Annotated in this window: 24 protein-coding genes; 4 read left to right on the forward strand and 20 right to left on the reverse strand. The window is 71.3% G+C overall.

The genetic code is table 11. The features are described from left to right. Positions 1-2 precede the first annotated feature (2 nt). The 10 genes from J5Y09_RS10720 to J5Y09_RS10765 all read right to left on the reverse strand — a co-directional run bounded on the left by J5Y09_RS10720 (position 3) and on the right by J5Y09_RS10765 (position 10012). Entirely contained in the window at positions 3-812 is an 810-nt protein-coding gene (locus J5Y09_RS10720) for an RNA methyltransferase (protein ID WP_209351756.1), read from the reverse strand. Continuing rightward, complete coding sequence (copM, locus tag J5Y09_RS10725; protein ID WP_209351757.1) at positions 809-1171, reverse strand: CopM family metallochaperone; 363 nt, start codon at positions 1169-1171, stop codon at positions 809-811. Before copM ends, J5Y09_RS10720 begins: the two co-directional genes overlap by 4 nt. A 61-nt stretch (positions 1172-1232) precedes the next feature. Next, complete coding sequence (cysS, locus tag J5Y09_RS10730; protein WP_209351758.1) at positions 1233-2654, reverse strand: cysteine--tRNA ligase; 1422 nt, start codon at positions 2652-2654, stop codon at positions 1233-1235. A gap of 138 nt (positions 2655-2792) precedes the next feature. Continuing rightward, positions 2793-4127 (reverse strand): glutamate--tRNA ligase, encoded by a 1335-nt coding sequence (gene gltX / locus J5Y09_RS10735; RefSeq protein ID WP_209351759.1) that lies wholly within the window; start codon positions 4125-4127, stop codon positions 2793-2795. Continuing rightward, complete coding sequence (locus J5Y09_RS10740) at positions 4124-4432, reverse strand: hypothetical protein (RefSeq protein WP_209351760.1); 309 nt, start codon at positions 4430-4432, stop codon at positions 4124-4126. Before J5Y09_RS10740 ends, gltX begins: the two co-directional genes overlap by 4 nt. Continuing rightward, a complete protein-coding gene (locus J5Y09_RS10745) occupies positions 4429-4818 on the reverse strand; it encodes a hypothetical protein (RefSeq protein WP_209351761.1) in 390 nt (129 codons plus the stop codon). The genes J5Y09_RS10740 and J5Y09_RS10745 overlap by 4 nt, the downstream gene beginning before the upstream one ends. Next, positions 4815-6485 (reverse strand): NAD+ synthase, encoded by a 1671-nt coding sequence (locus J5Y09_RS10750; RefSeq protein ID WP_209351762.1) that lies wholly within the window; start codon positions 6483-6485, stop codon positions 4815-4817. Before J5Y09_RS10750 ends, J5Y09_RS10745 begins: the two co-directional genes overlap by 4 nt. Positions 6486-6519: 34 nt before the next feature. Continuing rightward, positions 6520-7401 carry a DMT family transporter gene (locus J5Y09_RS10755; protein ID WP_209351763.1) on the reverse strand — a complete coding sequence of 294 codons (882 nt, stop codon included), beginning with the start codon at positions 7399-7401 and terminating at the stop codon, positions 6520-6522. Beyond that, positions 7398-8579 carry a beta/alpha barrel domain-containing protein gene (locus J5Y09_RS10760; RefSeq protein WP_209351868.1) on the reverse strand — a complete coding sequence of 394 codons (1182 nt, stop codon included), beginning with the start codon at positions 8577-8579 and terminating at the stop codon, positions 7398-7400. The genes J5Y09_RS10755 and J5Y09_RS10760 overlap by 4 nt, the downstream gene beginning before the upstream one ends. 53 nt (positions 8580-8632) lie before the next feature. Continuing rightward, on the reverse strand, positions 8633-10012 hold the full coding sequence (locus tag J5Y09_RS10765; RefSeq protein WP_209351764.1) for a class II 3-deoxy-7-phosphoheptulonate synthase: 1380 nt from the start codon (positions 10010-10012) through the stop codon (positions 8633-8635). A gap of 112 nt (positions 10013-10124) precedes the next feature. Between J5Y09_RS10765 and J5Y09_RS10770 the strand changes: the two genes are divergently transcribed. Continuing rightward, positions 10125-11291: a serine hydrolase domain-containing protein gene (locus J5Y09_RS10770; RefSeq protein WP_209351765.1), complete on the forward strand. Its 1167-nt coding sequence runs from the start codon at positions 10125-10127 to the stop codon at positions 11289-11291. A gap of 10 nt (positions 11292-11301) precedes the next feature. Here the strand turns inward: J5Y09_RS10770 and J5Y09_RS10775 are convergent, their stop codons facing one another. The 4 genes from J5Y09_RS10775 to J5Y09_RS10790 form a co-directional block, all read right to left on the reverse strand. After that, complete coding sequence (locus J5Y09_RS10775) at positions 11302-11850, reverse strand: hypothetical protein (protein ID WP_209351766.1); 549 nt, start codon at positions 11848-11850, stop codon at positions 11302-11304. Positions 11851-11926: 76 nt separating this feature from the next. Further along, positions 11927-13141: an MFS transporter gene (locus J5Y09_RS10780; protein WP_209351767.1), complete on the reverse strand. Its 1215-nt coding sequence runs from the start codon at positions 13139-13141 to the stop codon at positions 11927-11929. Continuing rightward, positions 13142-14518 carry a glutathione-disulfide reductase gene (gorA, locus tag J5Y09_RS10785; RefSeq protein ID WP_209351768.1) on the reverse strand — a complete coding sequence of 459 codons (1377 nt, stop codon included), beginning with the start codon at positions 14516-14518 and terminating at the stop codon, positions 13142-13144. Positions 14519-14567: 49 nt separating this feature from the next. Beyond that, positions 14568-16046, reverse strand: a complete 1479-nt coding sequence (locus tag J5Y09_RS10790; RefSeq protein ID WP_245217029.1) for an NAD-dependent succinate-semialdehyde dehydrogenase — start codon at positions 16044-16046, stop codon at positions 14568-14570. A gap of 119 nt (positions 16047-16165) precedes the next feature. Between J5Y09_RS10790 and fahA the strand changes: the two genes are divergently transcribed. Next, on the forward strand, positions 16166-17464 hold the full coding sequence (fahA, locus tag J5Y09_RS10795; RefSeq protein WP_245217030.1) for a fumarylacetoacetase: 1299 nt from the start codon (positions 16166-16168) through the stop codon (positions 17462-17464). A 5-nt stretch (positions 17465-17469) separates the two neighbouring features. Further along, positions 17470-18258 carry a cyclase family protein gene (locus J5Y09_RS10800; RefSeq protein WP_209351770.1) on the forward strand — a complete coding sequence of 263 codons (789 nt, stop codon included), beginning with the start codon at positions 17470-17472 and terminating at the stop codon, positions 18256-18258. A 34-nt stretch (positions 18259-18292) separates the two neighbouring features. Here J5Y09_RS10800 and J5Y09_RS10805 read toward each other — a convergent pair whose 3' ends face one another. From J5Y09_RS10805 to J5Y09_RS10825, 5 genes are all read right to left on the reverse strand, one after another. Further along, positions 18293-19261: a Bug family tripartite tricarboxylate transporter substrate binding protein gene (locus tag J5Y09_RS10805; RefSeq protein WP_209351771.1), complete on the reverse strand. Its 969-nt coding sequence runs from the start codon at positions 19259-19261 to the stop codon at positions 18293-18295. Further along, a complete protein-coding gene (locus J5Y09_RS10810; RefSeq protein WP_209351772.1) occupies positions 19258-20679 on the reverse strand; it encodes an amidase family protein in 1422 nt (473 codons plus the stop codon). The genes J5Y09_RS10805 and J5Y09_RS10810 overlap by 4 nt, the downstream gene beginning before the upstream one ends. 66 nt (positions 20680-20745) lie before the next feature. Continuing rightward, positions 20746-22569, reverse strand: a complete 1824-nt coding sequence (gene glmS / locus J5Y09_RS10815; protein ID WP_209351773.1) for a glutamine--fructose-6-phosphate transaminase (isomerizing) — start codon at positions 22567-22569, stop codon at positions 20746-20748. Positions 22570-22573: 4 nt separating this feature from the next. Then, positions 22574-23881: a bifunctional UDP-N-acetylglucosamine diphosphorylase/glucosamine-1-phosphate N-acetyltransferase GlmU gene (gene glmU / locus J5Y09_RS10820; protein WP_209351774.1), complete on the reverse strand. Its 1308-nt coding sequence runs from the start codon at positions 23879-23881 to the stop codon at positions 22574-22576. A gap of 79 nt (positions 23882-23960) precedes the next feature. Further along, positions 23961-24293, reverse strand: coding sequence for a hypothetical protein (locus tag J5Y09_RS10825; RefSeq protein ID WP_209351775.1), 333 nt, complete (start codon positions 24291-24293; stop codon positions 23961-23963). A gap of 34 nt (positions 24294-24327) precedes the next feature. Between J5Y09_RS10825 and J5Y09_RS10830 the strand changes: the two genes are divergently transcribed. Further along, positions 24328-25026 carry an HAD family hydrolase gene (locus J5Y09_RS10830; protein ID WP_245217031.1) on the forward strand — a complete coding sequence of 233 codons (699 nt, stop codon included), beginning with the start codon at positions 24328-24330 and terminating at the stop codon, positions 25024-25026. Here J5Y09_RS10830 and J5Y09_RS10835 read toward each other — a convergent pair. After that, a complete protein-coding gene (locus tag J5Y09_RS10835) occupies positions 25015-25797 on the reverse strand; it encodes a DUF3108 domain-containing protein (protein ID WP_209351776.1) in 783 nt (260 codons plus the stop codon). The genes J5Y09_RS10830 and J5Y09_RS10835 overlap by 12 nt on opposite strands. Between the last annotated feature and the right edge of the window lie 79 nt (positions 25798-25876).

Consider the following 25876-nt stretch of genomic DNA (forward strand, 5'->3'; position numbering starts at 1 on the left):
GATCAGCCCCAGGGCGGCGCCACGTCCGGCCTTCCGCGCCGCATCCGGCCGCGCGACAGTTCCGTCACCACGCCGTGGAGGGTGCGGAGTTCCTGCTCCGTCACCTCCCCGCGCTGGAACCAGTGGCGCAGGTTGCGCACCATGCCAGGGCGCTTCTCGGCATGGTCGAGGAATCCGCTCGCGTCCAGTTCCGCCACCAGCCGTCCGAGGAAGGTCTCCAGTTCGCCTTTGGTGGCGATGCGCGTCTCGTTCGTCATCAGCGCGCGCGGCGGCGTCGCCTCGGCTGCCGTCCACCATTCATAGGCCAGGATCATCACCGCCTGGGCGAGGTTGAGCGACATGTGCTCCGGGTTCAACGGATAGCGGACCAGCGTATCGGCACAGGCCACGTCGTCGTTCTCGAGGCCCGCGCGCTCTGGCCCGAACAGCACGGCGGACCGCAGGCCGCGCCCGGCGATGTCGCGCAGATCCTCCGCCGCCGCGCGTGCAGTGCGGACCGGCATGACGACGTGGCGCGGCCGCGGGCAGGTGGCCATCACGCGGTGGCAATCGGCGACCGCCGCCGCGACGCTGTCGAAGACCTGCGCATGATCGAGGATGACATCGGCGCCTGAGGCCGCGGGATAGGCATCGGGCTGCGGCCACCCGTCGCGCGGCGCGACGATGCGCAGGTGAAACAGCCCTCCATTGGCCATGGCGCGCGCGGTGCTGCCGATGTTGCGTGCCATCTGCGGGCGCACCAGGACGATGACGGGCGTCTCGCCGTCGGGCGCGGTGAGCCGCGCCCTGCCCTCCTTGCGCCCACCGGTCATCGCGGCTGGCTTCGCGCGAGGAAGGCGCGCAGCTGCGCGATCTCGGCTTCCTGTGCACGGATGATGGACTCGGCCATGGCGCGCATCTCGGGGTCGCGTCCGTGGCGCAGCACCACGCGCGCCATGTCGATGGCACCCTGGTGGTGCGGGATCATGCCGGCGGCGAAGTCGCGGTCGGCGTCACCGCTGAAGCGGATCGCCATGTCGCGATGCATGCGGTCGTTCGCGGCGCGGAATTCACGCGTCGAGGCCGCCTCCTGCGCGCCGCGCGCGGGCGCACCATGGCCCTGGTGGCCTTGTTGCGCGGCGGCAGGCGCCACGATCAGCACGGCGAGGAAGGCGAGCGCGAGGCGGGTCATGGTGGTGTCTCCCGGCTTGTCAGGACCGGTCGGGATGCTGGCGCTTCCCATGGTGGCAAGGTCAAGCGCGACGCCAGGTCGTCCCACCCGGCCCATCTTCCAGCAGGATGCCCTGCGCCTTCAACTCGTCGCGGATACGATCGGCCTCGCCGAAGTTCCGCGACGCGCGGGCCGCGAGGCGCGCGGCGATGGCGGCTTCGATCGCGCTGGCGTCCTCGCCACCCTGCCGCCAGGCCGCGGGATCGCCGGTCGCGATGCCGAGGATCGACGCCGCCTCCCGGAACGCGGCCGCCGCAACGCCGGGCGCGGGCGGTTCGGACAGGCCGGTCCGTTCCAGCACGACCGCGGGCGATCCGCCGACGGTCACCGCATTCTCGAGCGTGCGCAGGTCCCGCAACCGGCCGAGGGCCAGCGGCGTGTTGATGTCATCGAGCAGCGGCGCGATCACCCATTCGGCCAGTTTCCCGGCCAGCGGCCCGCCTGGCGCGGCGGGGGCGCGGGAGAGCATCGCATAGTGGTCGTCGAGCTCGGCCTTCGCCTCCCCCAACCCGTCCATCGTGAAGTCGAGCGCGGCGCGGTAATGCGTACGCAACAGCAGCAGGCGGAACGCCTCCCCCGCCCAGGCGCCCTCGGCCAGGATGTCGCGCACGGTGCGGAAATTGCCGAGCGACTTCGACATCTTCTCGCCATCCACGAGCAGCATGCCGTTGTGCATCCAGTAATGCGCGAAGGCATGGCCGGGGAAGGCGCAGACGGATTGCGCGACCTCGTTCTCATGGTGCGGGAAGATCAGGTCGTGCCCGCCGCCATGGATATCGAATTCCTCGCCCAGATGCTTCCAGGACATGGCCGAGCATTCAATGTGCCAGCCAGGCCGCCCGCGCCCCCAGGGGCTGTCCCATCCTGGCGTTTCCGCGTCGGAGGGCTTCCACAGCACGAAGTCGCCGGCATCGCGCTTGTAGGGCGCGACGTCAACGCGCGCGCCGGCGAGCAGTTCGTCCGGGCTGCGGCCCGAAAGCCGCCCGTACTCGGCGAAGGACGACACGCTGAACAGCACGTGCCCATCCGCCGCATAGGCGTGGCCATTGGCGATCAGCCGCTGGATCAGCGCGACCATCTCGGCGATGTGGCCGGTCGCGCGCGGCTCGACATCCGGCGGCAATGCGCCGAGCGCGGCCATGTCGCGATGGAAATCGGCGGTGGTGCGGGCGGTGATGGCCGCGATCGGCTCGCCACTCTCGCGGCTCCGCGCGTTGATCTTGTCGTCCACATCCGTGATGTTCCGGACGTAGGTCACCTTCGGGTAGAGCCGGCGCAACAGCCGCGCCAGCACGTCGAACACCACGACGGGCCGGGCATTCCCAAGATGCGCGAGGTCGTAGACCGTCGGCCCGCACACATACATCCGCACATGGGTCGGATCGATCGGGACGAAGCGGCGCTTCGTGCGCGCCGCGCTGTCGTGGAGGAGAAGGTCGGTCATGGCGGTCCGGCGGGCTGGGGTCGCGGTCAGGCGCGCGGGGAAACGGCTTCCCCGGAGGAGCGGTTCAGCGACAGAGCGCGGTCGCGCGAGGCCTGGACGCAGACATGACTTGTCTTTTGCGCCTTTCGGCGCGCCGGTTCAAGCGCCGGCCGAAAGCCGCAGCCGGAAGGCCGCCCGCTCGCGCCCGATCAGCGGCAGAAGCGTGGTGAGGTCGGGGCCGTGCTCCTCCCCCGTCAAGGCAAGGCGCAGCGGCAGGAACAGCGCCTTGCCCTTGCGCCCGGTGCCGTCCTTCAGCGCGCCGGTCCAGGCGGGCCAGGTGCCAGCATCCCAGGGTTCCGGCGGCAGGGCGGCGAGGGCCGCCTTGAGGAACGCGTGCTCCCCCTCCTGCACCGGCGGCACGATGCTGCCGCGGACCACGTCGAGCCAGGGCCGTGCTTCCCGCAGCAGGTCGAGATTGCCGCGCACGGCCAGCCAGAAGGCTTCGTCCGCCCCCTCTGGCAGCCGCTCGCGCACGGCGTCGAAGGCCGCGCCGTGCAGCACGCGCCGGTTCAGCGCGAGCAGCTGCCGCGTGTCGAAGCGCGCGGTGGCGTGGGACGAGCGGGTGATGTCGAACCCCGCCGCGAGTTCCGCCGGCAGGCCCGGCACCGGATCGGCCGAGGAGCCGAGCGCGGCAAGGTAGCCTGCGAGCGCGGCCGGCTCGATCCCGTCCTTGCGCAGGTGGCGCAGCGACACGGAGCCGAGGCGTTTGGACAGCGCGCCGCCCGTCTCATCCGTCAACAGCGGCAGGTGGCCGAAGGCGAGCCGCGCGGGATCGCCGCCCAGCGCCTCATAGAGATCGAGCTGGATGCCGGTGTTGGTGACATGGTCCTCGCCTCGGATCACATGCGTGATCCCCATCTCGAGGTCGTCCACCACCGAGGTGAAGGTATAGAGCGGCGACCCGTCCGCGCGGATCAGCACGGGGTCGGAAATGGCCGGCAACTTCACGCTGCGCGGGCCGAGCACCAGATCCGTCCAGCCGACCGAGCGGGTGGAAAGACGGAAGCGCCAATAGGGCAGCTTGCCGTTGGCGATGGCGCGGTCGATCTGCTCCTGCGTCATGCGCAGCGCTTCGCGGTCATAGACCGGCGGGCGGCCTTCACGGCGGCGGCGTTCGCGCTTGAAGGTGAGTTCGTCCTCGGTCTCGAAGCAAGGGTATAGGCGGCCGGAGGCCTTCAGCTGCTCGGCCGCCGCCGCGTAGCGGTCCAGCCGCTCGGACTGCGCGACGCGCCCATCCCAGTCCAGGCCGAGCCAGCGGAGATCCTCCTCGATCGCCGCCGCGAATTCCGGCTTCGAGCGTTCGAGATCGGTGTCGTCCAAGCGAAGCAGGAAGTCGCCGCCATGCCTGCGGGCATGCAGCCAGTTGGCGAGCGCGACACGGGCATTGCCGACATGCAGGAGGCCGGTGGGCGACGGCGCGAAGCGGAGTTTCATCGGTTGGGATCGAGCGCCTGGTAGTCGGTGTCGGCCTTGCGCGCGGCCGGGTTGGCGATGCAGTGGTCGAGCCAGGACTTCAGCTCGAAGCCGGGCGCGATCGCGTACTCGCCGAACATCATGAAGGCGCTGCGCAGCGCCTCGGGGTCGTCATACTCGGAGCGCAGATGCTCGACCTGGTCGCGCACGAAGCGGCGGGCGTATTCCGCTGCCGCCTCCGCCGTGCGGAAGCCGTCCACGCTCCATTCCTCGTCGGGGTCCTGGTAGTGGGCGAAGTCGCCACACAGCACCTGGAAGGTGCTCATGGGGCGTCCTCGTCGTCATCATCGTCCTCGTCGCGGCGCGGGTCGAGAACGCGCCAGTTGCGTTCCTCGGCATCGCGTACCGGCGTGTCGGCAAAGTCCTTCAACTCAGCGCGGCTGACCCAGGCATCGTCGCCGGCGCCGAGCACCTCGGCATCCTCGCCGAAGGCGAACCACGCATCGAGCACCGCCTTCGCATCCATGCCCGGGGCGCGGCAGCGCTCGACGGAATCACGCACATAGCGGCGGGCGAAGGCGTTGGCGTGCTCGATGGTGATGAAACCGGTGACCGTCTCGACCGGGTCCGACCCGTTGGCGCCGGACAGGTCCATGATCTGCACGCCGAATTCCCCGCGCGGGAAAACCTCGGCCTCGAACTCGTCGCTCATCGCACCAGCGCCGTGAAGCCGTTGGTGATCGGGTACCGCCGGTCCCGGCCGAAGGCACGCGCCGTGATCTTGACGCCCGGCGGCGCCTGCCGTCGCTTGTACTCGGCGCGGTCGAGCAACCGCCACACGCGCAGCACGAGCGCGCGGTCATGGCCTTCTTCGACCAGGGCATCGACCGACTTCTCGCCCTCGACCAGCCCTTCCAGGATGGCGTCCAGCACCTCGTAGGGCGGCAGGCTGTCCTGGTCCTTCTGGTCCGGACGCAACTCCGCCGAGGGCGGCTTGGTGATGACGCGCTCCGGCATCACCGGGCCCGCGGGCCCGCGCGCACCAGCCGGCACATGCGCGTTGCGCCAGCGGCAGAGCGCGAAGACGGTCGTCTTGTAGACGTCCTTCAGCACGGAATAGCCACCCGCCATGTCGCCGTAGATGGTCGCGTAGCCGGTCGACATCTCGCTCTTGTTGCCGGTGGTCAGAAGCATCTCGCCGAACTTGTTCGACAGCGCCATCAGCGTCACGCCGCGGATGCGCGACTGGATGTTCTCCTCCGTGATGTCGGGCGGGCGGTTGCCGAAGGCCGGCGCGAGCATGGCGCCGAAGGCCTCCATCGCGGGCCCGATCCCGATCGTGTCGTAGCGGATGCCGAGGAGGCGGGCGCATTCCGCCGCGTCCTCCAGGCTGTCGCCGCTGGTATACGGGGACGGCATCATCACCGCGCGCACGCGGTCCGGCCCCAGCGCATCGACCGCGACCGCGGCGGACAGCGCGGAATCGATCCCGCCGGACAGACCCAGCACCACGCCGGGAAAGCCGTTCTTGCCGACATAGTCGGCCAGGCCCAGCACCATCGCGGCGTAGATCTGCCCGAGCCGGTCCGGCGGCGGCACGACCGCGCCCTGCGCGCAGACCAGCCTTTCGCCCTCCCGGTGCCATTCGGTCAGCCGCACCTCCTCGCCGAAGCTCGGCATCAGGTGCGCAAGGGAGCGATCCGGGTTCAGCACGAAGGAGGCGCCGTCGAAGACGATTTCGTCCTGCCCGCCGACCTGTCCCAGGAAGACGAAGGGCAGGCCGGTCTCGACCACGCGCGTCACGGCGAGCGGCAGGCGCTGTCGCTCGTGCTTGTCGACCTCGAAGGGCGACCCGTTGATCGAGAGCAGGATCTCGGCGCCGGTCTCGCAGAGCGTCTCGGCGACGGTCGGCAGCCACCAATCCTCGCAGACCATCAGGCCGATGCGGAAGCCGCGGAAGACGATGGGGCCGGGTGCGGGGCCGGGGTCGAAGACGCGCTTCTCGTCGAACACGCCGTAATTCGGCAGTTCGTGCTTGGCGCGCCGGGCGGCAATGCGGCCGCCTTCCAGCAGGAAGGCCGCGTTGTGCAGTTTCTCCCCATCCTGCCAGGGGCCGCCCAGGATCACGCCGGGGCCGCCATCCGCGGTCTCGGCGGCCAGCGCGGCGATCACCTCGGCGCAGGCGTGCACATAGGCGGGCTTGCGGACCAGATCCTCGGGCAGGTAGCCGCCCACCGAGAATTCCGGCGTGACGAGCAGGTCGGCGCCGAGGCGCGCCGCCTCAGCCCGCGCGGCGCGGATGCGGTCCGCATTCGCGGTCAGCGCACCCACATGTGTGGTGTTGATCTGCGCGAGCGCGATCTTCAGCGTGTCGGCCATGATTGGCGGAACCTAGGTATGCCGGGGGTGGGGGTCAACGCGCGCGGCCCATGCCGAGCACCAGGCCGGCCGAAACAGCGAGCACGGCGAGCATGCCGGCCGGCGCCAGCGTCTCCCCCAGCAGGGGCCAGGCGGCGGCGGCAACGATGCCTGGCACCGCCGCCCCGATCATGGTCGTGATCGTCGGCCCAAGCGCCGCGACCGAGCGCGTGTAGAGGATGCCCGCCACCACCGCGGCGCCGACTCCCTGGAAGGCCGCCTGCCCGAGGATCGCGCCCCAGGATGCCTCGGCAAGCCCCGAGGGAAGAATCAGCCACCAAATGGGCAGGTAGATCGGCGCCGCCAGCAGGCCGATAGCCAGTGTCGTGTCGATCGCCGGCAGCGCCCAGCGCTGGACCAGCAGCGTATAGACCGCCCAGGAGGAGACGGCGGCCAGGAACAGCAGGTCCCCGCGCCAGGCCCCGGTTTCCGCCCCGCCGCCAACCACCGCGAGCGCCAGGCTGCCGAGCACGATCCCGAGGATGCCGAGCCATTGCCTGGCGGCGAGCCGGCCCATACCGGTCGCGAGGCCGAGCAACGCCGTCACGGCGGGCAGGCCGGCGGCCATGATCGTGGCGCCGTGGGCGGCAGGCGCGAGGGCGAAGCCCGCATAGGCAAGAAGGGGGAAGCCGAAGCCCGCGAAAACCAGCACCGCTGGCAGCCGACCCGGGGCGATGCGCGGCAGCCCGCGCAGGGCCAGGAAGGGCAGCACGCAAAGGAAGGCCCCGCCATAGCGCAGGGCGGCGATGTCCCACGGCGTCAGCGATTCCCGCGCGACGTGCCGGGAGACGAGGTGGAAGCTGGCCCATACCGCCAGCAGCATCATGGCGCATGCCCAGCCGATGCGGCGTTCGCGCGCCGCGGCCGCATCGCTCACCCGTGGCCGCCGTTCTTCTTCCGCGCCTCTCCATGCCGCAGGAGGAATTCACGCCCGACCTTCACGCGCGGCACGCCGTCATATTCGACGATGTCGGCCGTGGCGTAGGTCTCGTTCCAGGCGTCCGGGATGAAGGAGCCGGTGCCGACCACGTCGATCGGGGCCTTCGCCTCGGCCATCACGCGGCACTTTCCGACGCCGAAGCCCGACGATGCGACGATGCGCACCTTCGGGAAACCGGCCTGGTCCAGCGCTTCCCGCATCTTCCACACGGCGGCGGCGGACACGCCGGTGCCGACCAGATGGCGGAGTTCGGTCTCGCTGCGGTAGCGGCGAATCGCGCCCGGCGCGTGGCGTTCCAGGACGGCGTAGGATTCCGCCGGGTCGAGCCCCTCGAGGAACCGCCCGCCATGGGTGTCGAGCCGCACCGCGAGCCGTCCGGCCGCCGCGAGTTCCGGGAAGCGGCGCGCGACCGCGACGCCATCCGTGACCTCGCGCCCGAAGAAGTCGACCAGCACCGTCAGCGCCTGGTCGGGGAAGGTCTCGTGGAACATTTCCGCCGCGCGCACCGTCGTGCCGGCGTAGCCGATCAGCGCATGCGGCATCGTGCCGTAGCCGGACGACTGGCCGAACCAATGCGCGGTCGCGTCGTTCGCATTGCCGATGAAGCCCTTGGCCCCTTCGCGCTGCGCCGCGCGACTGCCGACCGAGGCGGCATAGGCCATCATCTCCTGCATCTCGGCACCGGCGCAGTGCCGGGCCTCCATGGCCAGGAACGCGACCTGGGGAAGTTCCAGGCACATCTGGTAGGCGTTGTGCGCGGCGACGCAGGCCGCGCCCAGCTTCTGCAGCAGGATCGTCTCGAGGTCCGACAGCGCGACGAAGGAGCCGGTGATATAGAGCAGCGGGTCGCCCGCGCCGACCCAATGCCCCTCCTCGTGCATCACCTCGATCTTGATCTCCGTGCCGCGCGCCGCGGCGACGGCGCGAAGCCAGTCGAGCATCAGCCGCGGCGCCGAGACGACGGGCCGCCGGAGAAACACCGCATAGGTCACGCGCGCATCGCCGAAGCGGGCGACGATCGCCTTGGTGCGGTTGAAATAGCTGTCGGTACGCGCGCTGATCGCCGCATCCGTCGTGTCGGCAGGGGCCGAAGCGGGTCCGCCCCGCTTCGGCACGCCGGTGGCGAGCGCGTCGCCGAGCGCGCCTGCGCCCAGCGCGGGCGGCTTGTTCACTGCGCCGCCTGCGCCGGGGCGGATTGAACGGCGGCCTTGCGCGCCTTCAGTTCCTCGGCGATCAGGAAGGCGAGTTCGAGCGACTGCTCGGCATTCAGCCGCGGATCGCAGGTCGTGGCGTAGTTGGCCGACAGATCGGCCTCCGACAGGCGATGCGCGCCGCCGAGGCACTCCGTCACCTCCTGCCCCGTCATCTCCACATGCACGCCGCCGGCGACCGTGCCCTCGGCCTCGTGCACGTCGAAGAAGCGGCGCACTTCCTCGAGGATCGCGTCGAAGGCGCGCGTCTTGTAGCCGCCGACGGTGGTGGTGTTGCCGTGCATCGGGTCGCACAGCCAGGTGACGTTGCGCCCGGCATCGCGCACCGCGCGCACGAGCGCCGGCAGCTTCGCCTCCACCTTGTCCGCCCCCATACGCGAGATGAGGGTCAGGCGCCCCTTCTCGTTCGCGGGGTTCAGGATCTCGGTGAGGCGGACGAGTTCGCCCGCGTCCATGCTCGGGCCGACCTTCATGCCGATCGGGTTCTTCACGCCGCGCAGGAATTCCACATGCGCCCCGTCCGGCTGGCGCGTGCGATCGCCGATCCAGAGGAAATGGGCGGAACAGGCATAGGCGTCGCCCGTGGTGGAATCGATGCGCGTCAGCGCCTGCTCGTAGGGCAGCAGCAGGCTTTCGTGGCTCGTGTAGAAGTCGGTCTCGCGCACCTGCGGCAGGTCGGACATGCCGCAGGCCTGCATGAAGTTCAGCGTCTGGTCGATGCGCGTCGCGAGGTCCGCATAGCGCTCGGCCAGCGGGCTGCGGGCAACGAAGCCCAGGTTCCAGCGATGCACGTGGTGCAGGTCGGCATAGCCGCCGGTCGCGAAGGCGCGCAGCAGGTTCATCGTGCCGGCCGACTGCATGTAGGCGAATTCCATGCGCGCCGGGTCGGGGATGCGGGCCTCGGCCGTGAAGTCGGGCCCGTTGACGATGTCCCCGCGATAGGAGGGCAGGGCGACGCCCTCGCGCGTCTCGGTGTCCGAAGACCGCGGCTTTGCGAACTGCCCGGCCATGCGGCCGAGCTTCACCACAGGCACCTGCCCGCCGAAGGTCAGCACCACCGCCATCTGAAGCAGCACGCGGAAGGTGTCGCGGATGACGTTGGCGGTGAAGTCGGAGAAGCTTTCGGCGCAATCCCCGCCCTGCAGGACGAAGGCCTCGCCATCGCCGGCGCGTGCGAGCGCCGCCCGGAGGCGCCGGGCCTCGCCTGCAAAAACAAGCGGGGGAAATCGCGCGATCTTCCCTTCCATCGCGGCAAGCGCCGCCTGGTCGGGATATTCCGGCACCTGCCGGATCGGCATCGCCCGCCAGCTATCGGGGCTCCAGCCTCGCGCGGTCATTGTCTGGCACTCTCCTCCAAGAAGATCGCACACCATAGCCGTCCCGCCCGGGATGGGGGAAGCACCGGGGCCATGCGATGCTGGCGGGGCAAATGGGCGGGGGAGGCGCGGCATGGGCGTGTCGGATGCGATCGGGATCCTGATGCAGGGGGCCGTGCAGGCCGGGAAGGTGCCCGGCGTCGCCGTGGCGCTCGGCGGGCGGGAGGAGGAAGGCTTCGCCGCGGGTTATGGCCTGCGCCGCCTCGGCGCCCCGGAGCCGATGGGCGCGGACACCGTCGCCTGGATCGCCTCCATGACCAAGGCGGTGACCGCGACCGCCGCGATGCGCCTGGTTGAGCAGGGGCGCCTGTCGCTCGATGCGCCGGCATCGGATGCGGTGGCCGGCCTGGCGGACGTCCGGGTCCTCGAAGGCTTCGCCGAGGACGGCACGCCCCGCACCCGCCCACCCAGGCGCGCGGTCACGCTGCGCCACCTCCTGACCCACACATCCGGTTTCGCCTACGACATGTGGAGCCCGGCGATCGGGCGCTTCCGCAAGGCGACCGGCACGCCCGCCGTCACCACCTGCCGCAACGCCGCGCTTGGCCTGCCGCTGCTGTTCGACCCCGGGGAGGGCTGGACCTACGGGATCGGCATCGACTGGGCGGGAAAGATGGTGGAGGCGGCGAGCGGGGAGAGCCTCGGCGCGCATGTCGCGCGGACCCTCTTCGCACCGCTCGGCATGGCCGATACGGCGTTCCGGCTGAGCGACGAGATGCGCGCGCGGCGTGCCGCCGTGCACGCGCGCGCGCCGGACGGCACGTTGGCCCCGACCGATTTCGAGGTCGTGCAGGACCCGGAATTCGAGATGGGCGGCGGTGGGCTGTATTCGACCGCGCGCGACTATCTGCGCTTCGCGCGGATGCTGCTGAATGGCGGGCGGTTCGGTCGCGAGCGCTTCCTGAAGCCGGAAACGCTCGCCGAGATGGCGCGGGACCAGATCGCCCCGCTCTCCGTCACGCCCATGGTTTCGGCAGCCCCCGCCGCGACGAACGATGTCGACTTCTTCCCCGGCCTGCCCTGCGGCTGGAGCCTGACGCATCTCGTCAACCGCGCGACGACGCCCCAGGGGCGGTCCAAGGGTTCGCTCGCCTGGGCGGGGCTCGCGAACACCTATTGCTGGATCGATTTCGGACGCGGCACGGCCGGTGTCTTCGTCAGCCAGATCATGCCCTTCTTCGATGCCGAGGCGGTCGCGCTGTTCCGGGGGTTCGAGGCGCGGGTGAACGGGCTGGGCTAAGGCGGACCTGTCACTCCGGACGCGCGCGCGGCGCGAACCGCTCGATCATGGCGATTGGCAGCAGGTGGTCATAGGCACAAGCGCGGATCGCGCCGCGATGCGTCGCGATCCAGTCATTCTCGAAGGCAAAGGCGCGCTTCTCGTAGACGTTGCCGTACCCGTCACGGCGAAACGCCTCATCGTACAGGACATCGGCGACGTTCCGCCCGAACCATGTCCGGCCTTGCCGCCACACCTCGTGAACATGATGCAACTCATGCAGCAGGCGGCCGAGCGTCTTGTCGCGCGCCTCGTCGAAGGACTTTGCGCGCACGCCCTGCGGAAGGCCCCGAAGCTGCGTCATCTCTACCTTCGTCACCGGTCCCGCGGTCGCCGCGACATCGATGGCGATGGATCCCATGAGCATGCCGGCCTGGACGATGTTCGTCACGCGGACCGGCGAACCCTGGACGGCGCCCGCATCGGCGTCGTCGGGATGCACCGCAGCCGCCGCCCAGCCGGGATGATCCTTGCCGATGGTGAAGATCGCCGCGATGACTTTCGGCACCTCCGGGCGCACCTCCGCAAAGGACGCATCGAGCCCGCGCAGCGTGGCATCCTCGAGCCAGATCGACAGGAACTCCGACGCCATCGCCTCACTCCGCCGGCGCCAGCCCCCGCGGCCGCGCCGCTTGCTCGCGCGGCAGCAGCAGCGCCGCGGCGAGCATCGCCGCCGTCAGCACCGCGAGGATCGCGAACAGGATCGGCGCGCCCGAGGCCCCGTCGGCATAGGTCCAGGCGACCAGGTTCACCCCGATCGGCGCCGCCGCGAAGCCCATGGCGAACTTCATCCCGAAGGCCAGGCCACGCCGCCGACCCGAGGAATAGCGCGCGAGCAGGAGGTTCTCGACCGGCGCCGACATGTCGAAGGTGAAGCCGATGACGGCCGCCGCCAGCACCGCGCCAGGCCCGCCGACCAGCCCCGCCAGCGCCAGCGGCACCAGCTTCAGCACGAAGGTCGCGACATAGAGCCATTTGAAGGGCAGCCGGTCCGCCAACCTGCCGCCGACAAGCTGGCCGACGCTGCCGAGCAGCAAGGTCGCGCCGACGACGAGGCCGAGTTGCGCCGCCTCCCCCGCATCGAGCGCGAGCGTGTCGCTCAGCCACTTCGGCAGCGCGGTCTGGAACGCCTGGTAGACGATGGAGCCGAGGGTGAAGGTCACGGCGAGCACGACCAGCACGCCGAGCGGCGCGCGGCTGTCGGGCTCCGCGCCCATCGCCTGTGCCGTGCGCGCGGGGGCCGTCGTCGCGACACGCCCGGCCAGGATCGCCGTGACCAGCATGACGCCGCCCGCGACGGTCAGCACGCCGGGCACGATCAGCGCCGCGCGCCAGCCGGCAAGCACGACCAGGCCGCCCGTGATCGCCGCCGCCAGCGCCACGCCGAAGGACCCGGCGATGCCGAGCCATCCCATGACCCGCCCGCGAAGCTCGACCGGCGCGGCCATCGAGACCCAGGCCATGCCGACCGGGTGGTAGAGCGCTCCGAACAGGCCGATGGCAGCCAGCGCCGTCGCCATGCCGGACGGGCTGGCCACCAGCCCCGCCGCGACGGAAGACGCACCGATGCCGAGGTAGAAGACCGCCATCATCCGCGCATGGCCGAAGCGGTCCGCGAGCCAGCCCGCCGCCGGCGCACCGAGGCCGATCAGCATCGCGCCCAGGGTCCAGAGCGTGATGACCTCCGCATACGGCTTCTCCCACACCCGCTCGAGCACGATGGCGAGGGTTAGGAAGATCCCGGTCAGCACATGGTGGGCGAAATGGCCGGCCGCCGCGAACAGGACGATCAGCCGCGCGGCCGGCGCCATCTACTGCGCCGCGGCCTGCACGCCGGCGACGCGGGTGCGCGTGCGCAGCGTCACGAACTCCTCCGCCGCCGTCGGATGGATGCCGATGGTGCGGTCGAAATCCTGCTTGGTCGCGCCCATCACCACGGCGATGCCGATGCCCTGCATGATCTCGGCCGCATCCTCCCCCAGCATATGCGCGCCGAGGACTTTCTGCGTGCGCTGGCAGACCACCAGCTTCATCAGCGTCTTGCGGCCCTGCCGCCCGCTGATCGTGTGCCGCATCGGGGTGAAGCGCGTGACATAGACATCGACCGGGCCCCGCGCGGCGGCCTCGGCCTCCGTCAGCCCGACCGTGCCGATCGGCGGCGACATGAAGACGGCGGTGGGCACGTTCTCATAGGACGCACGGCGCGGGTTGTTGCCGTACAGCGTATCGGCCAGCGCATGGCCCACCGCGGTTGCCATCGGCGTCAGGTTCACCCGGTCGATCACGTCGCCGATGGCGTGGATGTGGGGCTGGCTCGTGCGGTGGTCTTCGTCCACCGTGATAGCGCCGGCCGAGGTGACGGCGACGCCGGCCTTCTCCAGCCCGAGGCCCGCGGTGTTCGGCCCGCGGCCGGTGCAGAAGAACACCGCGTCGGCCTCCCTCATGAAGCCGTTCGACAGGGAGACCATCAGCCCCTCCCCCACCTTCGCGATGCGCGTCGGCGTCACGTCGGGGTTGAGCCGGATGCCGTTCGCCGCGAGCGCCTCCGCCGCCGCGGCGCGGACATCCTCGTCGAAGCCGCGGAGCGGCAGGGGGGCGCGGTAGAGCAGATCCACCTCCGCGCCGAGGCCGTTCAGGATGGTCGCGAATTCGACGGCGATGTAGCCCGCGCCGATCACGATGGCGCGCTTCGGCAGCGTCTTCAGCGTGAACAGGTCATCCGAGACGAGGCCGAGCTCCGCCCCGGGGATCGGCAGGCGCGTCGGCGTGCCGCCGGTGGCGATCACGATGCGCTCGGCCGTGACGCGCTTGCCGCCGACATCGAGGGTGTGTGCGTCGAGGAAGGTCGCCCGCGCATCGAAGGAGGTGACGCCCGCGCCGGCGAGCAGGCGGCCATAGATGCCCGACAGCCGCGCGACCTCGGCATCGCGCGCGGCGGCAAGCTTCGCCCAGTCATGGCCGGTGGCCTTCATGTCCCAGCCGAAGGCGGCGGCCTCCTCGGCCCAGGCGCCGTATTCGGCGGCATTCACCATGATCTTCTTGGGCACGCAGCCGACATTGACGCAGGTGCCGCCCCAGAAGCGCTCCTCGGCCACGGCCACGCGCGCGCCATGGCCCGCCGCGATGCGCCCGCAGCGCACGCCGCCGGAACCGCCGCCGATGACGAAAAGATCGAAGTCGTAGGCCATGGAACGCTCCGCAAAGCTTCGGGGGGCCTCGCGGCCCCCCGGGTTCGACTCAGGTACCGATGCCGCCGAGGGCGAGATACTTCATCTCGAGATACTCCTCGATGCCGTGGCTCGAGCCTTCGCGGCCGAGGCCGGACTGCTTGAAGCCGCCGAAGGGCGCCTCGGCCGTCGAGATGATGCCCTCGTTGATGCCGATGATGCCGTATTCCAGCGCCTCCGCGACGCGGAAGATGCGGCCGACGTCGCGCGCGTAGAAATAGGCCGCGAGGCCGAATTCCGTATCGTTCGCAAGGCGGATGGCTTCCTCCTCGGTCTTGAAGCGGAACAGCGGCGCGACCGGCCCGAAGGTCTCCTCCCCGAAGATCTTCGCCGCGCGGGGCACGTTGGCCAGGATCGTCGGTTCGAAGAAATTGCCGCCGCGCGCGTGGCGCTTGCCGCCGGTGAGGATGCTCGCCCCCTGCGCCAGCGCGTCGGCGATGTGCTCCTCCACCTTCGCCACAGCGTCGGCGTTGATCAGCGGGCCCTGAGTCACGCCGGGCTCCATGCCGGGGCCGACCTTCAGCTCCTCGACCGCTGCCTTCAGCTTCTGCGCGAAGGCATCGTAGACCCCTTCCTGCACCAGGATGCGGTTGGCGCAGACGCAGGTCTGGCCGGTGTTGCGGTACTTGGACGCCATCGCGCCAAGCACCGCCTGGTCGAGATCCGCGTCGTCGAACACGATGAAGGGCGCGTTGCCGCCCAGTTCCATCGAGGTCTTCTTGATCGTCGCCGCGCATTGCGCAAGCAGCACGCGCCCGACCTCGGTCGAACCCGTGAAGGACAGCTTGCGGATGATCGGGTTGGCCGTCAGTTCCTTGCCCGTCTCGCCGGAGGGCCCGGTGATGACGTTGCAAACCCCGGCCGGCATGCCGGCCCGCTCGGCGAGCACGGCGATCGCGAGCGCGCTGAAGGGCGTCTGCGATGCCGGGCGGATCACGCCGGTGCAGCCCGCGGCCCAGCCGGGGCCGGCCTTGCGGGTGATCATCGCGCTGGGAAAGTTCCAGGGCGTGATGGCGGCGAAGACGCCGATCGGTTCCTTGGTGACCAGGATGCGCCGGCCCTTGGCGTTCTGCGGGATGGTTTCGCCATAGACGCGGCGGCCTTCATCGGCGAACCACTCGATGAAGCTCGCAGAATAGACGACCTCCCCCTTCGCTTCGGCCAGCGGCTTGCCCTGCTCGGCGGTCATGATGGCGGCGAGGTCGTCGGCATTCTCGTGCATCAGCCGCGCGAGACGATGCAGGATCGCGGCGCGGTCCTTCGCCAGCATGGCGCGCCAGGCGGGCCATGCGGCGTTCGCGGCATCGATGGCGCGGCGCGTCTCGGCCTGGCCCATGGCGGGCACGTTGCCGATCACCTCGCCGGTCGCGGGGTTGCGCACGGCGATGACCTTGCCGCTGTCGGCCTGCACCCAGGCGCCGCCGATGCAATTGGCCTGGCGGAACAGGTCGGGGTCCTTCAGCGGCATTTTCGCGACGGCGTCGAGCATGGCGGTCCCTCCTCTTTGCTGCCGGGAAGATAGGCGCGGCGGGGGCGCGTGTCAGCCTCGCGGCCTTGCGCCGGACGGATGCGCGGGCATGATCGGCGCAACTCCAGGAGGAAATGCCGATGGCCGGTCGCGACGCGACACATGATCCCGCGCTGCGCAGCTGGGTGGCCTCGGCCAATGCGCCCGGGGCCGACTTCCCCATCCAGAACCTGCCGATCGGCATCTTCGACCGTCCCGGCGAAGCCGCGCGCGGCGGCATCGCGATCGGCGACGCGGTGCTGGACCTGCGCGCGGCGCGGGAGGCCGGGCTGATCGCCGGCGAGGCGGCGGAGGCAGCCTGCGCGCCGACGCTGAACCGACTGATGGCGATCGGGCGCCAGGCATCAGCGGCGCTGCGGCGGCAGGTCTCCGCGCTGCTCGCCGTCGGCGCCTCAGCGCAGACGCTTGCGGACCGCATCCTGGTGCCGATGCCCCAGGCACGCATGCGGCTGCCCGCCGCGGTCGCGAATTTCTCGGACTTCATGGCCTCCTACGACCATTGCGCGCGGCTTGGCGTGCGGCGGGATCCGAAGAACCCGCTGCCGCAGGCCTTCCGGCAGCTGCCGGTCGCCTACCATTCGCGCGCATCGTCGGTGCGCGTCTCGGGCGAGGCGGTCGCGCGCCCGAACGGCCAGTGGCAGCGCCAGGACGGCACGATGCATTTCGGGCCTACCGAGGCGCTCGACTACGAGCTCGAGCTCGCGGTCTGGATCGCGGGGGAGAACGCGCTCGGCACGCCGGTCCCGATGGCGCGCGCGCCCGACCGCATCTTCGGCTATGGGCTGCTGAACGACTGGTCGGCGCGCGACATCCAGCGCTGGGAAATGCCGCCGCTCGGCCCCTTCCTGGCGAAGAGCCTGTCCACCAGCGTCTCCCCCTGGATCATCACGTCCGAGGCGCTGGCCCCGTTCGAGGTGCCGCCGCCGGTGCAGGACCCGCCGGCCCTGCCCTATCTCGACAGCCCGTGGAACCGCAGCCACGGCGCGCTCGCCATCCGGATGAAGGCCGCGATCCTGACGCCGCGCATGCGCGCGGACGGCGCGGCGCCCGCCACGCTGACGGACGCGCAGTTCGCGGGCATGTACTGGACGGCGGCGCAGATGGTCGCGCATCACGCATCCAATGGCTGCAACCTGCTGCCGGGTGACCTGCTCGGCAGCGGCACCGTGTCCGGCCCCGAGGACACGGGGCGCGCCTGCCTCGCCGAGATCGGCCTGACCGGCCCCGTCGCGCTGCCCAACGGCGAGACGCGCCGCTGGCTGCAGGACGGCGACGAGGTGATCTTCACCGCCCGCGCGGAAGCGCCGGGCGCTGTCCCGATCGGCTTCGGCGAATGCCGCGCCGTCATCGCCCCCGCCCCAGCCTGGCCCACGGAGTGAACCCCATGCCGCGCCGCATCGTCGACATCTCCTCCCCCCTCATGGCCGGCATCGCGAGCGATCCGCCGCACATGCTGCCGCAGATCGAGTATCTCGATCACCACATGACCGCGCCCGGCATGGCGAAGGAATTCGGTATCGACGTCTCGCAGCTTCCGGAAGGCGAGTACGCCGCGGTGGAGCGCGTGACGATCAGCACGCATAACGGTACGCATCTCGACGCGCCCTATCACTTCTTCTCGCGGATGAACGAGCGCAGCGTGCCGGGCGGTGAACCATCGTGGCGCATCGACGAGGTGCCGCTCGACTGGTGCTTCCAGCCTGGCGTGAAGCTCGATTTCCGCCACCTGCCCGACGGCTACGTCGCCACGCCCGAGGATGTGCAGAAGGAGCTCGCGCGCATCGGCCATGTGCTGAAGCCGCTCGAGATCGTGGTGGTGAACACGCGCGCGGGCAGCCGCTACGGGCAGGACGACTACATCCACACCGGCTGCGGCATGGGCAAGGCGGCGACGCTCTGGCTGATCGACCAGGGGGTGCGCGTCACCGGCACCGATGGCTGGTCATGGGATGCGCCCTTCTCCCTGACGAAGAAGAAGGTCGCCGAGACCGGCGATGTCGGGCTCATCTGGGAAGGCCATCGCGCCGGGCGCGAGACCGCCTATTGCCACATGGAGAAGCTCAACAACCTCGAGGCGCTGCCGCCCCATGGCTTCATGATCTCCTGCTTCCCGGTGAAGGTGCACCGGGGTTCGGCGGGGTGGACGCGCGCGGTCGCGATCTTCGAGGACTAGGCGCGCTCGGTCAGGCGTCGCGCCGGAGGCGCGCCTAGTCCGGTGTCGCGCCTGAGGCACGCACCACCGGCGCCCATTTGGCCGCTTCGCTCCGGATGAAGGCGGCGCAGTCCTCGGGGGAGGATGGCGTCGCCTGGATGCCGCGCTGGGCGAGCGCCTGCACCACCTCGGGCTCGGCCAAAGCGGTCGTCGCCGCGCGGTTCAGGATCGCGACGATCGGCGCCGGCAGGCCGCGGGGCGCCATCAGCGTCGACCAATCCGCCATGTCGAAGCCGGCGAGACCCGGCGTCTCGGCCATCGGCGGCAGTTCGGGGGCGAGCGGGCTGCGCGCCGCCGTCGTCACCGCCAGCATCCGCACGCGTCCGGATTCGGCATGCGGCCGGGCGCCGGAAAAGGGCGTGAAGGCGATGTCCATCTTGCCGGTGATCAGGTCGGCGATCAGCGGACCGCCGCCGCGATAGGGCACATGCGTGTTCCGCACGCCGGCGATGGCGTTGAACTGCTCCCCGGCCAGATGCCCCGCGCCGCCGACGCCGGAGGTGCCGAAGGTCAGCGAATTGACGCGCGATGCCGCGACCACCTCCGCCACGCTGCGCCACGGCCGGTCGGACGGAACGGCAAGCACGTTCACGATCATCGCGACGCGCGTGATGGCGGTCAGGTCGTTCTGAGGGTCGAAGGGCAGGTTGCCATACAGCGTCGGATTCACCGCGAGCCCGCCGATCGTGCCCAGCAGCAGCGTGTGCCCGTCCGCGGGCGAGCGCACGGCCGCCTCTGTCGCGATGTTGCCACCCGCGCCTGGCCGGTTCTCGACGACCACCGACTGTCCGAGCGCCGCCTGCAGCCGCGGCGCAAGAAGCCGTGCCGCGACATCGGTCGTCCCGCCCGGCGCGAAGCCCACCAGAAGGCGGATCGTCCGCGTCGGGAAGGCCGGCTGCGCGCGCAGCGCCGGCGCGGCCAGCAGCGCGGGCAGGGCGGCGATCAGGTGGCGGCGGTTCGTCATCTCTCGTCTCTCTCCGGCAGCAGGGTGTCGCGCAGCCAGCCCGCAACGGCGCAGGCATCCGCGTCCCGATCCGTGAAGCCAGCAAGTTGCAGGCCAAGCGGCAGGTCGCCGTCGGCCAGCAGGGGCAGCGCGAAGGCCGGCCCACCCACCAGCGTCCAGGGCATGGCGAAGTTGCGCGAGCCGGTGAAGGCATGGTCGGCGATCGCCGGCCCGCTCGAACACAGCAGGACGAAGCCGTCCGCGCGCGGCGCGAATGCGGCGACCGCCGCGCGCAGCCTCTCCCGCGCCGCGAGCGCCGCGCGGTAGCGCGCGGCATCCATCGCCGCGCCCCGCGCCAGCAGGTCCTGGATCCGTTCGCCGACCATCCCGGCGCCATGCGCGCGATAGGCGGCGAGCGGCCAGCGTGCCTCCCAGGCGAGCAGGTCGGTCGCCCAATCGGCGATGTTGGCGAGCAGCGCCTCCAAGGCGGCAACCTCGGCGTCATTCGAGGCATCCAGGATGCGCACGCCGGCGCGCGCCAGCCGCGTGACCGCGGCCTCGAAGGCCGCGCGCGAACCATCGGGCGTCTCGGCCCAGCCGAGCGTGCCAAGCCGCACGAGCGCACGGGGCATCCGTGGCGCGGGCGCCTCCTCCGGCCCCATCAGTCCCGGATGCGGCGGCGTGCCGCCGGCGCGCCGCGCGATCGCCATCGCCCCCGCCCAGACATCCTCGAGGCTCGCGCCGATGATGCCGAGATGGTCGAGCGTGGGTGCGAGCGGCGCGAGGCCGCCCACCGGCAGCGCGCCGAAGCTCGCCTTCAGCGCATAGGCGCCGCAATAGCCGGCAGGCCGGATCGTGGAGGCATGGGTCTGGGTGCCGAGGCCGAGCGCCGCCATGCCCGCGCCAACCGCGGCGGCCGACCCGCTCGAGGATCCACCCGGCGTGCGGGTCGTGTCATAGGGATTGCGCGTCGGGCCGGAATTCCCGCAGGCGAATTCCGTCGTCACCGTCTTGCCGAGGATGACGGCGCCGGCCTCACGCAGGGCAAGCACCCCGGCCGCGTCGCGCCGCGCCTGCCAGCCCGCGAAGATCGGGTTGTTCATCTGGGTCGGCAGGTCCGCCGTCTCGATCATGTCCTTGACCACCACGGGCATGCCGTCGATGGGCGAGAATGGCCGGCCGTCGCGCCAGCGCGCGGTGGATGCGTCGGCGGCGCGCCGGGCGGCGGCGAGGTCCCGCGTGACGAAGGCAGCGATGGCAGGCTCATCGGCCTCGATCGTCGCGATGCGGGCCTCGAGGACGTCGCGCGGGGAGTAAGCGCCGGCGCGAAACAGCGCGCGCGCCGGCGCGAAGGGGCGCAGCAGCGGGCGGGCGGGGTCGTAGGCGATGCGCCGCTGTGGCGCGTCAGGACGCAGCGGCTCGACGGGCAGGAAGGTCACGCGTCTCTCCGGCGGGCGCGGTGTCCCGCAACCCTTCCGAAGCGACGTGGACCTGTCAATGCGTCGCTATTCGACCGTCACGCTCTTGGCGAGATTCCGCGGCTGATCCACGTCCGTCCCCTTCAGCACCGCGACATGGTAGGCGAGCAGCTGCACGGGGATGGCGTGCAGGATGGGCGCGGAGAAGGCGCCGACGCGCGGCAGCACCACGACCCGCTCCGCGAAGGCCTTCAGCCGTTCGGCGCCGAGGTCGTCGGTGAAGGCCATGATGCGCCCCCCGCGGGCCGCCGCTTCCTGCAGGTTCGACGCCGTCTTCTCGAACATCGGGCCGGAGGGGCAGAGCGAGATGACCGGCACCGCGGAATCGATCAGCGCGATCGGCCCGTGCTTCATCTCGCCGGCCGCGTAACCCTCGGCGTGGATGTAGGAGATCTCCTTGAGCTTCAGCGCCCCTTCCATCGCGATCGGGTAGAGCGTGCCGCGGCCGAGGAACAGCACGTCGCGCGCCTTGGCGACCTCGGCTGCCATGGCGCGGATCTCGCCATCCTGCTCCAGCACCGCAGCGGCGTTGCCTGGCAATTCCATCAGCGCGGCGGTCAGGCGGGATTCGTCGGACTCGCTGATCGTCCCGCGCGCGCGGCCGAAGCCGATGGCAAGGCAGGCCAGCACAGCAAGCTGCGCCGTGAAGGCCTTGGTGGAGGCGACGCCGATCTCCGGCCCCGCGACCGTCAGCACGGCGCCGTCGCTCTCCCGCGCCATGCTGCTCTCCGGCACGTTCACGACGGAGAGCACCTTCTGCCCGTGCTCCTGCAGCAGGCGGAGCGCGGCCATGGTGTCCGCCGTCTCGCCCGACTGGCTGACCAGGACGGCCGCGCCGCCCGGCGCGAGCGGCGGTTCGCGGTAGCGGAACTCGCTCGCCACGTCGGCATCGACCGGAATGCGCGCGAGCTGCTCGATCCAATAGCGCCCGACGAGCCCCGCGAGGAAGGCGCTGCCGCAGGCGGTGATGGTGATGCGCGGCACCTTGGCCGGGTCGAAGGGCAGCGGAGGAAGCGAGACGCTGCGCGTGCGCGGGTCGAGGTACTGCGTCAGCGTGTCGCCGAGCACCACCGGATGCTCGTGCAGTTCCTTTTCCATGAAGTGGCGGTAATTGCCCTTGCCCGTCGCCGCGCCGGAGACGGAGGTGAGGCGGATCTCCCGCTGCACCGGCCGGTCCGCCACGTCGAAGAAGCGCGCGCCGTCCCCGTCCACGACAGCCCAGTCGCCTTCGTCGAGATAGGCGATGCGGCGCGTCAGCGGCGCGAGGGCGAGCGCGTCCGAGCCGACGAACATCTCGCCATCCCCGAAGCCCACCGCGAGCGGCGCGCCTTGGCGCGCGCAGATCAGCATGCGGGGATGGCCGGTGAAGACCATGGCCAGCGCATAGGCGCCGTGCGCGCGCTTCAGCGCGACGGAGGCCGCCTGCTCGGGCGCCATGCCCTCGATCAAGTGCTGGTCGACCAGTCGCGCAAAGGTCTCGGTGTCCGTCTCCGTCTCGAAGACATGGCCCTTCGCCTCGAGCTCCGCGCGCAGCTCGGCGTGGTTCTCGATGATGCCGTTGTGCACGACGCTGACGCGGGCCGTGCCGTGCGGATGCGCGTTGCGCTCGGTCGGCGCGCCATGCGTCGCCCAGCGCGTGTGGCCGATGCCAGTCGTGCCAGGCAGCGGATTAGCGTCGAGCACGGTGGCGAGGTTGTTGAGCTTGCCCTCCGCGCGGCGCCGCTCGATCCGGCCTTCGACCAGCGTCGCGATTCCGGCGCTGTCGTAGCCGCGGTACTCCAGGCGCCTCAGCGCCTCCAGGATGCGCGGCGCCGCCGCCTCGCGTCCGACGACGCCGACAATTCCGCACATAGGGCTACTTCCCCTTCCCCTTGAATCCGCGCCCGGGCTTGATCGCCTGCTGCCCGCGCGCGATCGCCAGCGCATCGTCGGGCACGTCCGCTGTGATGACGCTGCCCGCGCCCACCAGCGCGCGCGCCCCCACCTTCACGGGCGCGACCAGCGCCGTGTCGCTGCCGATGAAGGCACCCTCGCCGATCTCGGTGCGGTGCTTGTTCACGCCGTCGTAGTTGCAGGTGATCGTGCCCGCGCCGATGTTCGCCCCAGCGCCGATGGTCGCGTCGCCGAGGTAGCTCAGGTGGTTCGCCTTCGCCCCCGGCCCAAGCGTGGTGGCCTTCAGCTCGACGAAATTGCCGACATGCGCGCGCGGCTCGATCACCGTCCCGGGGCGCAACCGCGCATAAGGGCCGATGACCGCTTCGCGCTTCACGACGCAGCCTTCCAGGTGGCTGAAGGCGCGGATCACCACGCCTTCCTCGACGCTCACGCCGGGGCCGAAGACGATGTGCGGTTCCAGCACGACGTCGGGCGAAAGGCGCGTGTCGTGCGCGAGGAAGACCGTCTCCGGCGCCTGCATCGTCACGCCCGCATCGAGCGCCGCGGCGCGCAGCTGGCCCTGCAGCACGGCCTCGGCCGCCGCGAGCTCGGCGCGGGAATTGATCCCCCGCAGCTCGGCCTCCGGCGCCTCGACGGCACGCACGCGCTTGCCCTCGGCGCGGGCCAGCGCGACCACATCGGTCAGGTAGTATTCGCCCTTCGCGTTGTCGTTCTTCACCGCGGAAAGCCAGCGCACCAGGTCCGGCCCGCGCGCGCAGACCACGCCGGCGTTGCACAGGCCGATCGCGCGCTCCGCCTCATCCGCATCGGCCCATTCGACGATGCGCTCGACCATCCCGTCCGCGCTCGTCACGACGCGGCCATAGCGGCCCGGGTCGGCGGGGCGCATCGCGAGCAGCACGAGGTCCGCCTCGGCCCGCGCGGCGAGCAGCCGGCCGATCGTCGCCTCCGAGACCAGCGGGTTGTCGCCGTACAGCACGGCGACGTCGCCGTCGTGCCCGCCCAGCATCGGCGCGGCCTGCAGCGCCGCATGCCCGGTTCCGAGCCTTTCCCGCTGCACCGCGACGCCGTGCGGCGCGACGGTCTTCTCGAGATCCGGCATGTCCGGTCCGACAACCACGACGATGCGGCCGAAGCGCGCCTCGCAGGCCGAGAGCAGATGGCGGATCATCGGACGCCCGGCGAGCGGATGCATCACCTTGGGCCGGGTGGAGCGCATGCGGGTCCCGAGACCCGCGGCGAGGATGATGGCTGCAGCGTCGGACATTCCTTCGGGTAACGCGAGTAGGCGTGCCGCGTCCACCCCGGCGGGGTCACACTGCTTTGCCGGATATGTCGGAATGCCCTCAGACCAGCGCCAGGATGGCCGCCACGGCGCCGACCGCGCCCGCGGCCGCGCCGGCGATCGCGCTCCGCACGGGCAGGACCGCGCGATGGTCGGATCGCTCCCGCACCAGGCTCAGACGCCATGCACCCCAGGGCAGGCGCAGGCGAAGATGCGCACCGCGCCTGCGCTCCACGCCGTTCCAAGGCCCGATCCGCTGCTGCACGGCGAACAGCATCCGCGCATCGAAGCGCGCGGCGAGGTCAGGCGGCATGCCCGCCAGGAAACGCGCGACGAAGGCGGGGTCGATGTCGTCCAGCCTGGGCTCGGCAGGGGCAGCAAGCGTTTCGCTCATGGCACGAGACTGCCGCCCGAGACATTGACGAAGTATGAACGCGGCACGGCTTGCGCGGGCACCCGGCCTCGCCTACCCGCGGCGTATGGAACGGCTTCTCGTCTTCGATCTGGATGGCACGCTGGTGGACAGCGCGCCCGACATCCACGCCGCGCTGAACCGCGTGCTCGTCGCCCGCGGGCTCGCGCCCTACGACCTGCCGGCGGTCAAGGCGATGATCGGGGACGGCGCGCGCGTGCTGCTCGAACGCGCCTTCGGCGGGCGCGGGCAGGCCTTCGAGGCGGCGGCGCTCGATGTGTTCCTCGCCGATGAGGACATCAGCCAGGCGCGCCTGACCGCGCCCTTCCCCGGCATCGCGCCCGCCATGGACAGCCTCGCCGAGGCTGGCTGGCGCTTCGCCGTCTGCACCAACAAGCCGGAGGGACCGGCGCGCGCGCTGCTCGCCTCGCTTGGCCTGGGCGGGCGCTTCGCGGCGATCGGCGGGGGCGACAGCTTTCCCGTCCGCAAGCCCGACCCGGGGCATCTGCTCGCGACCATCGCGGCAGCCGGCGGTAAGCCCGGCGCGGCCGTGATGGTGGGCGACCACCGCAACGACGTGCGCGCGGCGGCCGGCGCAGGCCTGCCCTGCATCTTCGCCGCCTGGGGCTATGGCCCGCATGAGATGGCCGAGGGCGCGCCGATCGCCGCCGCGCCGTCCGACCTGCCGCGCCTGGCCGCCGCGCTACGGGGCTGAGGGGCCGAGGCGCACCAGGTCCATCCGGAAGGCGCCGAGGAAGGTCGAGGGGAATTCGACGCGCAGCGGCAAGGGCGGCTGGCCCGCGCCGAGCACGGCGAGCCAGGCTTCCGCCCGCCGCGGCTGGCCCGCCCGCGCCGGGTCGTCGCCAACTCGGAACCCGGCGACGAGCCGGCTTTCGAGCGCGCAGCGCAGCGCGTCGCCGCGGAAGCCCGGCACCGGCGGGCGCGCCGTGCCGATGGTGCGGGACTGCCATTCGAGCCGCCGCCGCCCGTCGAACACCGCGCCCGACAGGTCGCAGCGCCCTGTCGCCGCCGCGTCCCGCGCCAGCAGCACGAGCGCCGAGAGGGCGTCGATCGTGCCCTCCCGCTCCTCCGGCCTCACCGGCACGCGGTCCGGGCCTTCCGGCGGTTCCAGGACGGTCAGCCTCGGCGTGCGGTCGATGTAGTCCAGCAGCGTGCGCCGCGGCATCCCGCGCCATTCGCCTTCGGTCCGGTAGCGCAGCGGCCGCACCTCCCGCCCCGCCAGGCCGCCCTCGGCTTCCGCCACCTGCTCGCGCGGCAGGAACAGGCGGCCCAGGCCGCGGGCACGGGCCAGGCTCGTCAGGCGATAGCGCTCGCCCGTGACGTCGAAGCTGATGCGGATGTCCATGACGGGAATCCCCGCCTGGCTGACGGCGTAGTCGGCGTCGATCGGATTGGCGCGCGCGCCCGAAATCGCCGCCACAGCGGCGAGGCTTGCAAGGGCGATGATGGCGGCGCGCAGTCTCACGCTTCGGAGAATGGGCCGGGCGGACGGCGAAGCAAGGGCGCGGCTTGACAGGGGGGGACGGCGCCACGTATTTCGCCGC

Source organism: Roseomonas nitratireducens, from assembly GCF_017813355.1.
In the GTDB taxonomy this organism is placed as follows: domain Bacteria; phylum Pseudomonadota; class Alphaproteobacteria; order Acetobacterales; family Acetobacteraceae; genus Neoroseomonas; species Neoroseomonas nitratireducens.